Consider the following 15,225-nt stretch of genomic DNA (forward strand, 5'->3'; position numbering starts at 1 on the left):
TGACGCCAGCAATCCGGGGGCAAAGCTGATCGACGCATTCCTTTCGGCCTCGGCGGCCGGCATCATCGAACTTCTCTCGCCCTATCCGCCGGGCTGGGGCGCAACGCTGCTGCTTGGGCTGCTCCACTCGATCGAAATTGCGCTCGGCGCAACCTGCCTTGGTCTGTTGATCGGTACCGGCGGCGCCTATGGCAAGCTCTATGGCGGCCCGGTGGTGCGCGATCTGTTGGCCGTCTACACCACCATCGTGCGCGCCGTCCCCGAACTGGTGCTGATCCTGCTGCTCTATTATGCCGGAACCGACCTGATCAACCAGGCGCTGACGGCAATGGGCTATCAGCGCGTCGATATCAGCGGACTTGCCGCAGGCATTGCCGTGCTCGGTTTCGTCCAGGGCGCCTATTCGACAGAAGTCATACGCGGCGCGATCCTGGCCATTCCGCAGGGCCAGATCGAAGCCGCCCGTGCCTATGGCATGTCCCCCGGCCTGATGCTGCGGCGCATCACTCTGCCGGCCATGCTGCCGTTTGCCATACCGGGCCTTGCCAATCTCTGGCTGATCGCCACCAAGGACACCGCCCTGCTGGCGGTTGTCGGTTTCTTTGAACTGGCGCTGGCAACACGGCAGGCCGCAGGCGTGACCAAAGCCTATTTCACCTTCTTCTTCGCCGCAGGTGTGCTTTATCTGCTGCTTTCGCTGCTTTCCAACTTCCTCATCGGCCGTGTCGAGGCCCGGTCGCGGCGCGGCATGCCTTCGCTCAAGGAAGCGCGCTGATGGCCAACGAGGCGGCCATCATCAACATCGTCGCGCGAACGTCGCTGTGGCTGCAGCCGCACCGCATCGTGCTGATCCTGGTCGCGCTGGGGCTGGTTCTGGGCGCCATATTCTTCATGCGCTGGAACTGGCTGCCGCAATATTACGAGATGGGCCTGCTCGGCATCTGGCGCTCACTGTGGATCCTGGCCGTCACCTGCGTGCTGGGTTTCCTGCTCGCCGTGCCCTTGGGGTTGGCGCAGGCGGCCGGCTCGTTCTGGTTCGCAGCACCCGCCAAGGTCTTCTGTACCGTCATCCGGGGCACGCCTCTGCTGATCCAGCTGTGGCTGCTTTATTACGGCCTGGGCTCCTTGTTTCCGCAATATCCGTGGATTCGCGAGTCCTGGATGTGGCCGTATCTCAGGCAAGCCTGGCCTTATGGCGTGCTGGCACTGACCTTGTCCTTCGCCGGTTACGAGGGCGAGGTGATGCGCGGCGCCTTTGCCGGTGTCCCCAAGGGGCAACTCGAGGCCGCGCGCGCGTTCGGCATGAGCCGCTGGAAGGCATTCCGGCGCATCTGGCTGCCGCAAGCCATCTACCGGGCGCTGCCGACGCTGACCGGTGAAACCGTGCTGCAGCTGAAGTCGACGCCGCTGGTGGCAACGATCAGCGTCATCGACATCTTCGCCGTCTCGTCCAAGGTGCGGCAGGACACCTACCTCACCTACGAACCCTTGCTGCTGCTGGCGCTGATCTACATGACGATCACCGGCATCCTGGTCTTCGCCTTCAGCAGGATCGAGGCGCGGATCCCGAACAAGATCGGCTAGAGCTTTTCCTGGTATTGCCCACGAGCCGCCAGTCGTACGGCGGACTTGCAACGGCGGACGTGTCCGCCGTTTTTCTTGCAGTTGCGGACGATTTTCAACACAAACGCCGCCTCATGTGCTGTTAGACCCAACCAACCAATTACAGCAATCGCAGGACGGCCATGATGCAACTCAGTCTCGACCAGGCAAGAGGACTGTGCCGGATGGCGGCACTCGGCGCCGGCGCCAATGAGGAGGCGGCGCAATCGCTCACCGCGTCGATCATCGCCGCGGAGGCGGAAGGGCTTTCGACCGTCGGCCTGTCGCATTTCATCGATTATCTCGAAGCGCTGGAGGCCGGGCGCATCGACGGCAATGCCGATCCGGTGATCACAAGGCCGGCGCTGGCCGTCTATCTTTCCGACGCACGCGGCGGACTGGCGCATACCGGCTTCGACCGGACGATCGACGACCTTGCCAAGGCGGCAAAGCTGTTCGGCGTCGCCATCTTCTCGCAGAAGAATGCCTATACGTGCGGCGCGCTCGGCTATTTCACCGGAAGGCTGGCCGCACAGGGGCTGGTATCGTTCGCCGCCACCAACGGGCCGGCCGTGCTGGCCGGCTCGGGCTCGGTCAAGCCGGTCTATTGCACCAACCCGATGTCGTTTGCCGCCCCCGCGGCCGATGGCGCGCCGCTGGTCATCGACCAGTCGTCGAGCGCCACCGCCTTCGTCAACATCCGCAAGGCGGCCGAGGACGGCAAGAAAATTCCCGAAGGCTGGGCGCTGGATGCCAGCGGCAACCCGACCACCGATCCGGCGGCCGCCATGAAGGGTGCCATGCTTGCCTTTGGCGGTCAGCGCGGCGCCAACATCGCGCTGATGGTGGAAGTGCTGGCGGCAGGCCTGTCGGGCGCCAACTGGTCGCTCGACGCGCCCTGGTTCAGCGGCGGCCCCGACAGCCCCGGAACCGGCCTGTTCGTGCTTGCCGTCGAGCCCAAGCTTCTCGACCCGGATTTCGAACAGCGGATGAAGGACCAGCTCGACCGTCTGCGCCGCCGCTATGGCGTGCATGTGCCGGGCCGTGCCAGGGCGGAGGCGGCCGAGAAGGCGCAGGCACGCGGCATCACCGCGCCCAAGGCCGTGGTGCAGCGTATTTCCGAATTCGCCGAGCGCTATTCCGCCTGAAGAGAATTTTTCCGCGGCTCGGTGAACCTTCCCGCGCGTTCCGACGACCAATGACTGTCCGGGTCGGGTTTGCCCGGTCGGTGTCTTCTGTCGGATGCGTCCAGGGCTGGGGCGGGCGTCTCACGCCACGCTGATACCGTCTCAGGTCAGGCCGCCTCGTTGGACCCTGGTTTCGACATGAACCTCACCCGGAAAACCCCGCTTCGGCGGGGTTTTCTGCGTTTCGTCCCGCGCATACCATAAACATGATTATGATAGTTAACTTTTGTTAACTTGACTTGATGGGAGCCATCGGGCGTTTGCGAGGGGTCATCACAACAACAGGAGCTACGATGCCCGTAACCACCGACGCTTCCCGCGGCAAGCTGATCATTCCGGCGCTTGGCCACCTGTATTCGTCGCTGCATGACGGGGCCGAAACCCTTCTTCGCGTCATCGCCGGCGGGTTTCTTACCATCCATGGCTCGCAGAAGATCACCAATCCTTTCGGCGCCGCCGAGATGGTCGAAGGCCTCGGCTTCTATCCCGGCGCCTTCTGGTCGCTGCTTCTGTCCTGCACCGAATTTTTTGGCGGTATTCTCATCGCCATCGGACTTCTGACGCGCCCGGCCGCTTTTGCCGGCCTGTTCGTGCTGCTGGTGACCGTCTGGTTCCACTGGATAACCATGGGCCAGGGCTTTTCGGGTGCTGAAAAGTCGCTTCTGTGGGCGGCGATCCTGCTCTTCTTCGTCATTCGCGGCGGCAACCGGCACTCGGTCGACGCCCGCATCGGCAAGGCATTCTAGCAAGCTTTCAAGAGGGGTGGCAGCGACGACGCGTCACCCTTTGCCTTTGGCGCAAAACCGACTATGAAACGGCTTCAGCCAAGCCATCTGGAACGTGCGCCGGAGCCAGCCATGACCGAAATCCTGCAGACCCCAAAGCTCGTCGTCGTCTTTGGCGGGTCAGGCTTTGTCGGCCGCCATGTCGTGCGCGCGCTGGCCAAGCGCGGCTACCGCATCCGGGTCGCCTGCCGGCGGCCCGACCTTGCCGGTCATTTGCAGCCGCTCGGCAATGTCGGCGAGATCCAGCCGGTGCAGGCCAATGTGCGCGTGCGCTGGTCGGTCGACCGCGCCGTGCAAGGCGCCGACCATGTCGTCAATCTCGTCGCCATCCTGCATGAGACCGGCCGGCAGAAATTCAACACCGTGCACGACTTCGGCGCCCGCGCCGTGGCCGAAGCCGCGCGCTCGGTTGGCGCCGGGCTCACCCATATTTCAGCACTTGGCGCCGATCTGGGCTCCGAATCGGACTATGCGCGCACCAAGGCGCTTGGCGAGAAGGCCGTTCTGGAGACGATCGCCGATGCGGTGATCTTCCGGCCGTCGATCAATTTCGGGCCGGAAGACAGCTTCTTCAACCGCTTCGCCAACATGGCACGCTATTCGCCGATGCTGCCGCTGATCGGCGGCGGCCAGACCAAGTTCCAGCCGGTCTATGTCGGCGACGTCGCCGAAGCGGTGGCGCGCTCGGTCGATGGCAAGATCAATCGCGGCCAGATCTACGAGCTTGGCGGCCCCAACGTGCTCACCTTCAAGGAGTGCATGGAAGAATTGCTCACCGTGATCGAGCGCAAGCGCCTGCTGGTGCCGGTGCCGTGGTGGGTGGCCAACATCCAGGCCTCGATCCTTGGCCTGTTGCCCAATCCGCTGCTGACCAAGGACCAGGTGATGCAGCTGCGCGAGCACAACATCGTTTCGGAGGCCGCCGCCAAGGCCAACCGGACACTCGCCGGGCTCGGCATCCAGCCGCAATCGATCGCGACGATCCTGCCCAGCTACCTCTGGCGTTTCCGCGCCGCCGGCCAGTTCCAGCAGCGCAAGCCGGCGGCATAAGCCCTAGGCGTGTTGAGATTCAGGTCAGGCCGAGTCGAGAACGGTGGGTTACGAGAACCGGAGCGGAGCGTACTCCAGTACGTGAGCACCGGAAGCGCAGGAAGCCATCGTTCGCAGGCCGGCATCACCTGAATATCGGCATGCCTAGCGAGGCGTGACCTGCATCGGCAACCCGCCTTGCGGCTGCGTGGTCAGCTTCTGCACCGGCCAAGGCTTGGTCTCGGCCGTGGTATCGAAGCGGAAGCGGGACAACAGGATGGCGAGCGCGATGATCGCCTCCTGCATGGCGAAACTGGCGCCAATGCAGACGCGCGGACCCGCACCGAACGGCAGATACTGGAAGCGGTCGATCTTTTCACGGTTTCCCGGATGGAACCGTTCGGGCAGATAGGCATCCGGCCGGTCCCATAATTTCCTGTGGCGGTGGACGACCCACGGCATCACCAGCACGGCGGCGTGCTTGGGGATATAGAGATCCTTCCACATCTCCGGCTCGATCGGCTCGCGGTTGATCGAGGGCGCCGGCGGATAGAGCCGGAGCGCCTCGTCGAAAGCGGCGCGCGTCAACGGCATCGCGTCGAGCCATTTCGTCGGATCGGGTTCGCGCGCCAGCACCTGGTCGATCTCCTGCTCGACCCGGTTGCGCTCCCATGGCGATTCGGCGAGGCAATAGAGCGTCCAGCCCAGCGCCCGCGCCGTGGTCTCATGACCGGCGCCGATGAAGGTGATGATGTTGTCCTCGACTTCCGAGCGCGTCAGCCCGTCGGGACCTTCGGCCTTGAGCAGCAGCGTCAGGAAATCCTGTGGCACGCCATCGGGGTCACGCCTGACCCTCTCTTCGCGCATCTTGACCGTATCGGTCACGATCTTGCGGAAATAGGCCATGGTCTTGCGGCCGCGGATGCGGGTCAGCCGCGGCAGCCAGTCGGGCGCGCGCAACAGGTCGAGCGGATCGACGCGGCCCATGGTCTCGAACAATCGGTCGATTTCATTGGCGAAACTGCCCGGCTCGCCCGCGATCTCGCCGGAGAACAGAGTCTCGGCCAGGATGTCGTAGGTGAGCAATGTCATGTCATGGGCGATGTCGGATATGCCGCCCTCTTCGTAGCGGGTGACGAACTCCTTGGTGCGCTTCAGCATCGGCTGGGCGAAACCGAAGATGTGGCGCGGCGTGAACACCGGCGCCATCGCCTTGCGCGACCGCTTCCAGACCTCGCCCTCAGCTGTCAGCAGGCCATCGCGAAGGATGGGCCGCAGGATCTTCTGGCGCACCGTCGCCATCTTGTAGTTCTTGGCGTTGTCGACCAGCACGTGGCGGATGAGGCCGGGATCGTTGGCGACGATCAGGTGGCCACCAACGCCATTCGCGGAAATCCAGGGCTCGTTATAGGTATGCTCACCCCACAATTCGAGCGGATTGCGGTAGACGATGCGGATCATCTCCAGCGTCGAAGGCGGCGTCGTGCGCGGCTTCGGGGCGGGAGGAACAAAGGGGGCGGGCTGCGTGTCCATGAAGTGCTCCGCTGTTGTGTCAATGTAGTGGCTGGCGATCCGGGCGTCCATGTGACCGAACGGCAGGCAACACGCGGCACGAAGCAAGCGGTCTGTTCATCCGATCGTAACCGCTCTGCCAGGTGTCCCGCCTTGTCCGCCGGGGCGCTCTGCCGTAGTGACAGGCACCAACAGATACCACCTGACGAAGGAGCCCGCCTTGAAGCACCAGTTGAACATCATCATCGGCAGCACGCGGCCCGGCCGCGCCGGACCGGTTTTTGCCGAATGGCTGGAGACGTTCGCGCGCGAACACGGGAAATTCGAACCGGTGCTAACCGACATCGCCGCGTTCCACCTGCCGGTGCTGGACGAGCCGCATCATCCAAGGCTTGGCAACTACCAGAACGACCACACCAAGGCCTGGTCGAAGGCGATCGACGCCGCCGACGCCTTCGTCTTCGTGGCGCCGGAGTATAATTATTTCGCCGCTCCGGCGATCGTCAACGCGATCGACTACCTGCTGCGGGAATGGAAGTACAAGCCGGCCGCCATTTTCAGCTATGGCGGTGTCTCCGGTGGCCTGCGCGCGGCGCAGGCGCTGAAGCCACTGCTGACGTCGGTGGGGATCATGCCGATCCCGGAAGGTGTCGCGCTGCCGATGTACCAGAAACTGCTCGACAAGAACGGCGCTTTCAGCGCCAGCGAACAGGTGACCGGCGGCGCCAAGGCCATGCTGGACGAGCTGTTGCGCTGGAGCGAGGCGTTGAAACCTCTGCGCGCTGGCTGAACGAGCCGGTTCTGGCCAAATGCGCGGCTTGCTTGCGCCATAAAGAGGTGGAATTGTCAGCACGCGACTGAGCTGGGGGCGGTTCGACGTGCGTTTGCTGCTTGCCTTGCTGCTGTTCTTGTCGGCGACCGCCACGGCGGTGGCGGAGCGGCGCGTGGCGCTGGTCATGGCCGATAACGACTACCGGCTGGTGCGGCCACTCGCCAATCCCGTCCATGACGGCGAGGCGATGGAAGCGGCGCTGAAAAAGCTCGGCTTCGAGGTCGTGCTCGAAACCAACCGGGATCTGCGGCGCATGCGGCGCGCACTTGACGATTTTCGCAACGATGCCAAGGGCGCCGATGTGGCGCTGGTCTATTTCTCCGGCCACGGCGTCGAGATATCAGGCGACAACCGGCTGCTGCCAGTCGATGCCGACGCCTCCTCGCTCGATCAACTGGACAAGACCAGCCTGCCGCTGGAAGAAGTGCGTGCTGTAGTGGCCGCCACCGCCAAGGTCGGGCTGATCGTGCTCGACGCCTGCCGCAGTGATCCGTTCTCTGGGGGCAGCGGCGACGGTCGCGGCGCGACCTCGCTGGCAAAAGATGTCGCCGACAAGGTCAAGCCAGGCCTTGGCCGCGTCGGCCGAGCGGAAAACATCCTGTTCGCTTTCTCGGCCGCACCCGGCGAGACGGCCGCCGACGGCAGCGGCCAGAACTCGCCCTTCACCACGGCGCTGACCAAATATCTCGGCACGGACGGGCTCGAAATCCGCTCGGTGCTGACGCTTGTGCAGCAGGAAGTCTATGACCTGTCGCGCGGCAAGCAGCTGCCCTATGTCGAGAGTGGCCTGCCGAAGCTGTTCTTTGCCACCGCGGCCAAGGAACAGCTGCCGGAGCGCGAACGGCTGCTGCTCGCCATGGCCGATGTGACGCCGGAAATGCGCGGCGAGGTCGAGCAGATCGCCAGCGATGCCGACATGCCGCTGGCGCCGCTCTATGGCGCACTGCTGTCGAAGGATCTTGCCGCGCTCGGTCCCGAGCAACGCTCGGCCAAGCTCAGGGAAGCCGCGGATGCCTTCGTCAAGGTGCAGCGGGAAATGACCACGCTGGCCTCAGGTGACCCTGAGGTGACGCAGTTGCGGCAGGAAGCGGAACGGCAGCTCTCGCTCGGTGCTTTCGATGCCGCTCGCGCCAAGCTCGCCGAGGCGGCCGGCATCGACAAGGATTCGCGCCAGCGGCTCAAAGCCAATTATGTGGAACGCACGCTTTCAGAAGCGGCAACCCATTCGCTGGAAGGCGGCACTGCAAGCGCTTCGCTCAAATACCAGTTGGCCGCCGATGGCTATGAGAAGGCGACGGCGCTCTATCGCGAGGTCAATGGCGAGGACATTCCGGCTGACGATCGGCTGCAGCAGCTCCTCACGCTTGCCCGGCTCGGCGATGTCTACACGACGCTGGGCAGGCTGGATGACGCCGCCAGGACCTACAAGGAATGGAACGAAGGATCGACAAGGCGCGCCGGCACTGATCCGAAGAATATTTTCTGGCAGCGGGATGTTTCGCTCAGTCTGGACAAGATGGGCGATACCGCCGTTGCCCAGGGCAAGCTTGCCGATGGCCTTGCCGACTACCAGGCATCGGCTGATATCGCCGAGAAAGTGGCTGCCGCGGCTCCGACCGAGCTCGAATGGCAGAGCGATCTTTCCTTTGCCTACGACCGGATCGGCTACGTCATGCGCTCACAAGGCGATCTCAAGGACGCGATGCCCTATTACCAGAAGGCGCTGGATATCTCCAAACAGGTGGCTGCACTTCAGCCCGACAACATCGTCTGGCAGCGCCGGCTCGGCGTGGCCCACGACTCGATCGGCGACGTGCTCATCATGGAGGGCGACTACAGCCGGGCGCTCGACGCCTTCAGTTCGGGCTTTGCCATATGGCGAAAGCTGACGGAGCTGGACCCCGCCAATCTCTCCTGGCAGCGCGATCTGTGCGTCTCCTACACCAAGATCGGCGACAGCTTGCAGATATTGGGCAAATACAAGGACGCCATCGTTTCCTATCAGGCCGGCTTGAGCGTGAGTTCGGCCCTTGCCAGCGCCGATCCTGAAAATCTCGAGGGCCAGCGGGATATCGCGATCCTTCATGACAGCATCGGCGACGCGCAGCTCATGTTGCAGGCAAATGCAGAGGCTCTGGCCGCGTTCAACGAGGCCAATCACATCTGGGAGGCGCTGGTCAAGACCGACCAGAGCAACACGCGATGGCTGCGCGACCTCGAAATCAACTACAGCAAGCTCGGTGATGCGCACCTGGCGAATGGCGAGCCGGAAGCGGCGCTGTCCGCCTACAAATCGGCCCTTGACGCATCTCTTGCCCTCACCGGAAACGACGCCAGCAACAGCCTTTGGCAACGCGATCTGGCGATCAACTGCGGCAAGATCGGCGATCTCCTGGCAAGATCGGGCAACAGGGATCTCGCCACCCAATTTTACCAGCAGTCACTCGATATCTCCGAGCGCTTCGCTGCCATCGATCCGGACAATTCGATGTGGCTGCGCGATATGGTCATCGACCATTTCAAAATGGCCGAGATGGGTCTCGAAGTCCGTTCGAATTTGACGGCTGCCCTCAAGATCGCCTCCGACATGCAGCAGGCCGGCATCCTCTCGCCCGCGGACGCCTGGATCCCGGACGAATTGCGCAAGCGGCTGAAGCTGCTGGACGCCCCAGCCAAATGAGGAAGCCGGCACCGGAAACCGTCGTGGCTATCGCAGGCTGAAAGAGCCGGTTTTGGCCCCGGCTTGCTCGCGCCATAAAGAGGTGGAATGGTCGGCAAACGACTGAGCCGGGGGCGGTTCGACTTGCGCTTGCTGTTTGCCTTGCTGCTGATGATTGCGACCACCGCCACCGCGGCGGCGGAACGGCGCGTTGCATTGGTCATGGCCGAAGACGACTATCGGCTGGTGCGGCCACTGGCCAATCCCGTCCATGATGGCGAGGCGATGCAAGCGGCGCTGAAGACGCTCGGCTTCGAGGTCGTGCTCGAAACCAACCGGGATCTGCGGCGCATGCGGCGCGCGCTCGACGATTTTCGCGAGGATGCCAAGGGCGCCGATGTCGCCTTGGTCTATTTCTCCGGTCATGGCGTCGAAATCTCCGGCGACAACCGGCTGCTGCCGGTCGATGCCGACGCCTCCTCGCTCGACGCGCTGGACAAGACCAGCCTGCCGCTGGAAGAGGTGCGCGCTGCGGTCGCCGCCACCGCCAAGGTCGGGCTGATCGTGCTCGACGCGTGCCGCAGCGATCCGTTCTCCGGGGGCGGCGGCGGCGGCGACGGGCGCGGCGCGACCTCGCTGGCAAAAGATGTCGCCGACAAGGTCAAACCTGGCCTTGGCCGCATCGGGCGGGCGGAAAACATCCTGTTTGCTTTTTCGGCAGCACCGGGCGAAACGGCGGCCGACGGCACCGGCCAGAACTCGCCCTTCACGACGGCCCTGACCAAATATCTCGGCACTGACGGGCTCGAAATCCGCTCAGTGCTGACGCTGGTGCAGCAGGAAGTCTATGACCTGTCGCGCGGCAAGCAGCTTCCTTATGTCGAGAGCGGTCTGCCAAAGCTGTTCTTTGCCACTGCGGCCAAGGGGCAATTGCCGGAGCGCGAACGCCTGCTGCTCGCCATGGCCGATGTGACACCGGAAATGCGCAGCGAGGTCGAACAGATCGCCAGCGACGCCGACATGCCGCTGGCGCCGCTCTATGGCGCGCTGATCGGCACCGACACCAGCCATCTCTCGGCCGACAGCCTGAATGCCAGGCTGCGCGAGGCGGCCGACGCCTTCGTCAAGGTGCGCAGCGAAATGAAGACGCTTGCCTCCGACGATCCGCAGGTGACGGAGCTGCGCCGGCAGGCCGAGGAACAGCTTTCGCTCGGCGCCTTCGACGGCGCCCGCGCCATCCTCGCCAAGGCCGCCGACATCGACAATGCTTCGCGTCAGGCGCTGAAGGTGAATTTCGTCAGCCGAACCCTGTCCGAAGCCGCGACGCGCTTCCTCTCCGGCGGTGCGGCGCGCGCCGACCTCGACTACGCCACGGCCATAAGTGACTATGAATCGGTGCTGGCGCTGTATGGCGAGGCCGGGCAGACCTCGCTCAGCCTGGAACAGGCCGACCGCCAGAGCCGCACGCTGGAGGAACTCGGTATTCTCTATACGACGGTGGGCAATGTCGAGGCGGCCGGCCGCGCCTTTACCGCGCTGTTGGCCAATCTCGAGCAGCGGTCACGCCAGGAAACCAACCCCAGCGTCAAGCGCGATCTCGCCATCAGCCATATCAAGCTCGCCAACATACAAATGGCGCAAGGCGACCTGCCAACCTCCCTGGAAAACTATGAGGCGGCCAGGGACATGCTGCAGGACCTGACCGCAAGCGTGCCGGACAAGAAAGGCTGGCTCGGTGATCTTGCCATGGCCAATGACAAGATCGGCAACGTGCTGGCGACGCAAGGCGATGTGGGTGCTGCTGCCCAGGCCTATCAACAAAGCCTGTCGATCAAGCAGAAATTGGCCGATGCCGAGCCGAACAGCGCCTATCTGCTGCGCGACCTGACCATAACCTATGACGAAATCGGCGACCTTGCCCGGACCGCCGGCCAGTTGGATGGCGCCCAGACGGCCTTTGAAGAGAGCCTGAGAATTCGGCTGGTGCTGGCCGGGAACAAACCCGATGATCCTGAGCGCCAGCGCGCCGTCGCTGTCAGCCACGAGAGGATCGGGGACGTGCTGCGCGAGCGCGGCGAGGCCGCCGGTGCGCTCGTGGCCTACAACAAGAGCCAGGCGATCGCCGAAGACCTGGCGCACCGTGACCCTAACGACACCGACTTGAAGCGCGACCTGTCGATCAGTTACGCCAAGATCGGCAACGCGCTCAACGACCAGGAGAACTGGCCGGCAGCGCTGGCTTCCTATCAGCAAGCGCTGGCCGTCGCGCGTGAGCTTGCCGCTGATGACCCCGGCAACACCGACTGGCAGCGCGACCTGTCGGTCTGTCTGGAAAAGGTTGCCGGTGTGCTTGATGCCCAGGGCAATGTCAGCGACGCGCTGCAAATCTACCAGGACAGTCTTGCCATTGCCGACCGGCTGGTGAAGCTCGACCCCGGCAATTCCGACTGGCAACGCGACCTGTCGATCACGCTGTCGGAAATTGGCATGCTGGAGACCAAGCAGCGCCACTTCGAGGGCTCCAGGAAGGCCTTCGAGGCCAGCCTCGGCATCCGCCAGCAACTGGCCCAGTCCGATCCGAACAATGCGATCTGGCAATTTGATCTGGTACAGGCCTACATCAACTATGCCTATGTGGCGAAGGATCCGAAGGCTGTGCTGACGAAGGCGCTGAACCTGACGCTGGACCTCGACCGCACGGGCCGGCTGGCGCCCAGGGACAAATCCACGATCAAATATTTGCGCGGCCTTCTCGCCAAATTCAACGCTCGAAAAAAATAGCCGGCTGCCGGCTCGGGATTTGGGCCGGAAATGCCTGCAAATCTTGGAAAAACCGCCTTTAGCGCCTATATCTAGTCGATATCAGACGCGCGATTCGGGGCCGATTTTTCGCGCTGTACAAGCGGCATCTAGACAACAGGTTTTCATGAGCGACCAGACCGAGAACTCAAACGGCGCAGAAGCCGAATACGGCGCCGATTCCATCAAGGTTTTGAAGGGGTTGGACGCTGTCCGCAAACGCCCCGGCATGTATATCGGCGACACCGACGACGGTTCAGGCCTGCATCACATGGTCTATGAGGTGGTCGACAACGCCATCGACGAGGCCCTGGCCGGTCACGCCGACCTCGTCACCGTGACGCTCAACCCCGATGGTTCGGTGACGGTGATCGACAATGGCCGTGGCATTCCGACCGATATCCACACCGGCGAAGGTATTTCCGCGGCCGAAGTGATCATGACGCAGCTGCATGCCGGCGGCAAATTCGACCAGAACTCCTACAAGGTGTCGGGCGGCCTGCATGGCGTCGGCGTCTCGGTGGTCAACGCCCTTTCGGCATGGCTGAAGCTGAAGATCCGCCGCAACGGCCAGATCTTCGAGATGAGCTTCACGCACGGCAATGCCGATGCGCCGTTGAAGGCAACGGGCAGCTACGAACAGGACAAGCAGCCAGGCACCTACGAGGGCCGCAGCGGCAGCGCGATCACCTTCTTTCCGTCGGCCGAGACCTTCACCATGGTCGAGTTCGACTTCGGCACGCTGGAGCACCGGCTGCGCGAGCTCGCCTTCCTCAATTCCGGTGTGCGCATCATTCTGACCGATGCCCGCCACGCCGACATTGTGCGGCATGAGCTCCACTATGATGGCGGCCTCGAAGAGTTCGTCAAATATCTCGACCGGGTCAAGAAACCGCTGATCGACAAGCCGATCGCCATCAAGGCCGAGCGCGACGGCATCACCGTCGAAGTGGCGATGTGGTGGAACGACAGCTACCACGAGAACGTGCTTGCCTTCACCAACAACATCCCGCAGCGCGATGGCGGCACCCATCTGGCCGGTTTCCGTGGCGCGCTGACGCGTCAGATTACCGGCTATGGCGAATCCTCGGGCCTGACCAAGAAGGAAAAGGTCTCGCTGATCGGCGACGATTGCCGCGAAGGCCTGACGGCGGTGCTTTCGGTCAAGGTTCCCGACCCGAAATTCTCCTCTCAGACCAAGGACAAGCTGGTTTCGTCGGAAGTGCGTCCGGTGGTCGAGGGGCTGGTCAACGAGGCGCTCGGCACCTGGCTGGAAGAACATCCCAGCGAAGGCAAGGTGGTCATCGACAAGGTGATCCAGGCCGCGGCGGCACGCGAAGCCGCGCGCAAGGCGCGCGACATCACCCGCAAGAGTTCGCTCGGCGTCACCTCCTTGCCGGGCAAGCTGGCCGACTGCCAGGAGCGCGATCCGGCAAAATCGGAAATCTTCATCGTCGAGGGTGACTCGGCAGGCGGCTCGGCCAAGGGCGGCCGTTCGCGCCAGAACCAGGCCATTTTGCCGCTGCGCGGCAAGATCCTCAATGTCGAGCGGGCCCGCTTCGACCGCATGCTCGGCTCCGACATGATCGGCACGCTGATCACCGCGCTCGGCACCTCGATCGGCAAGGACGAGTTCAATGCCGACAAGCTGCGCTACCACAAGATCATCCTGATGACCGACGCCGACGTCGACGGCGCCCATATCAGAACCTTGCTGCTCACCTTCTTCTTCCGGCAGATGCCGGAGCTGATCGAGCGCGGCCATCTCTATATCGCCCAGCCGCCGCTCTACAAAGTGACGCGGGGCAAGAGTTCGCAATACATCAAGAATGAAAGCGCCTTCGAGGAGTTCCTGATCGATTCCGGGTTGGAGGAAGCGTCGCTTACGCTGGGTTCAGGCGAAGTGCGGATCGGACAGGATCTGCGCGGTGCCGTCGAAGACGCGCTGGCTGTCCGCCAGCTCATCAACGGCCTGCACACGCGCTACAACAGAGGCGTGGTCGAACAAGCCGCGATCGCCGGCGGGCTCAACCCCGACGTCTTCGGCGATCTTGGCCGCGCCAACGCCATGGCGGAGCGGATCGCGCAACGCCTCGACATTATCGCCGAGGACACCGAGCGCGGCTGGACCGGCCGCATGTCGACCTCGAATGACGGCAGCGGCGGCTATGTCTTCGAGCGCACCGTGCGCAGCGTCAAGGAATACGCCCATCTCGACATGGGGCTGATCAATTCGGCCGACGCCCGCCAGCTCGACCGCTACGCACAGCGCCTCAGCGAGGTCTACGGGACGCCGCCGGTGCTGCGCCGCAAGGATGTGGCCGAAACCGTCTCGGGGCCGCTGGCGCTGCTCAACGCCGTCTTTGCGACCGGCCGCAAGGGGCTGACCATGCAGCGTTACAAGGGTCTCGGCGAAATGAATGCCGAACAGCTGTGGGAAACCACGCTCGACCCGAATGTGCGTTCGCTGCTGCAGGTCAAGGTCAACGACGCGACCGATGCCGACTCGCTGTTCTCGCGGCTGATGGGCGACGAGGTCGAGCCACGGCGCGAATTCATCCAGGACAACGCATTGTCGGTGGCCAATCTGGATATCTAATCTCGATATCGATCTCTGGCATTGGCGCGCCGCGGCGCGCCAATTGTTCCGTCTGTACCAATAAAATCATTTTATACCCAGCCGGAACGGAAGTCCTCCGACGACATTGTGACAACATCGATCACAATTTCTCACAGGAGGCCTTTCATGGGACGTGGCATTTTGCTCTGGTTGCTCGGTATTCCGATCCCGATCATCATTCTCATCATGCTGTTCGTACG

General features: G+C 63.3%; 10 protein-coding genes. 9 read left to right on the forward strand and 1 reads right to left on the reverse strand.

The genetic code is table 11. The features are described from left to right. Positions 1-61 precede the first annotated feature (61 nt). The 5 genes from DBIPINDM_RS14230 to DBIPINDM_RS14250 all read left to right on the forward strand — a co-directional run bounded on the left by DBIPINDM_RS14230 (position 62) and on the right by DBIPINDM_RS14250 (position 4,624). Positions 62-775, forward strand: a complete 714-nt coding sequence (locus DBIPINDM_RS14230) for an ABC transporter permease (RefSeq protein WP_258589265.1) — start codon at positions 62-64, stop codon at positions 773-775. Further along, the gene (locus DBIPINDM_RS14235) at positions 775-1,584 is read left to right on the forward strand and encodes an ABC transporter permease (protein WP_258587850.1); all 810 of its coding nucleotides are present in this window, start codon (positions 775-777) and stop codon (positions 1,582-1,584) included. Before DBIPINDM_RS14230 ends, DBIPINDM_RS14235 begins: the two co-directional genes overlap by 1 nt. Before the next feature lie 164 nt (positions 1,585-1,748). Further along, positions 1,749-2,750: an Ldh family oxidoreductase gene (locus DBIPINDM_RS14240; RefSeq protein ID WP_258589266.1), complete on the forward strand. Its 1,002-nt coding sequence runs from the start codon at positions 1,749-1,751 to the stop codon at positions 2,748-2,750. A 332-nt stretch (positions 2,751-3,082) separates the two neighbouring features. Next, complete coding sequence (locus tag DBIPINDM_RS14245) at positions 3,083-3,535, forward strand: DoxX family protein (RefSeq protein ID WP_258587851.1); 453 nt, start codon at positions 3,083-3,085, stop codon at positions 3,533-3,535. A 111-nt stretch (positions 3,536-3,646) separates the two neighbouring features. Next, positions 3,647-4,624, forward strand: a complete 978-nt coding sequence (locus tag DBIPINDM_RS14250; protein ID WP_258587852.1) for a complex I NDUFA9 subunit family protein — start codon at positions 3,647-3,649, stop codon at positions 4,622-4,624. Positions 4,625-4,768: 144 nt separating this feature from the next. Here DBIPINDM_RS14250 and DBIPINDM_RS14255 read toward each other — a convergent pair whose 3' ends face one another. Continuing rightward, a complete protein-coding gene (locus DBIPINDM_RS14255; RefSeq protein WP_258587853.1) occupies positions 4,769-6,136 on the reverse strand; it encodes a cytochrome P450 in 1,368 nt (455 codons plus the stop codon). Positions 6,137-6,335: 199 nt separating this feature from the next. Between DBIPINDM_RS14255 and DBIPINDM_RS14260 the strand changes: the two genes are divergently transcribed. From DBIPINDM_RS14260 to gyrB, 4 genes are all read left to right on the forward strand, one after another. Next, on the forward strand, positions 6,336-6,905 hold the full coding sequence (locus tag DBIPINDM_RS14260) for an NADPH-dependent FMN reductase (RefSeq protein ID WP_258587854.1): 570 nt from the start codon (positions 6,336-6,338) through the stop codon (positions 6,903-6,905). A gap of 88 nt (positions 6,906-6,993) precedes the next feature. Then, positions 6,994-9,627: a caspase family protein gene (locus DBIPINDM_RS14265; protein WP_258587855.1), complete on the forward strand. Its 2,634-nt coding sequence runs from the start codon at positions 6,994-6,996 to the stop codon at positions 9,625-9,627. A gap of 87 nt (positions 9,628-9,714) precedes the next feature. Continuing rightward, positions 9,715-12,387, forward strand: a complete 2,673-nt coding sequence (locus DBIPINDM_RS14270; RefSeq protein ID WP_258587856.1) for a caspase family protein — start codon at positions 9,715-9,717, stop codon at positions 12,385-12,387. Between the two features lie 145 nt (positions 12,388-12,532). After that, positions 12,533-15,004: a DNA topoisomerase (ATP-hydrolyzing) subunit B gene (gene gyrB / locus DBIPINDM_RS14275; RefSeq protein ID WP_258587857.1), complete on the forward strand. Its 2,472-nt coding sequence runs from the start codon at positions 12,533-12,535 to the stop codon at positions 15,002-15,004. The last annotated feature ends 221 nt before the right edge of the window (positions 15,005-15,225 follow it).

Origin of the sequence: Mesorhizobium sp. AR02 (genome assembly GCF_024746835.1) — a bacterium.
Classification (GTDB): Bacteria; Pseudomonadota; Alphaproteobacteria; order Rhizobiales; family Rhizobiaceae; genus Mesorhizobium.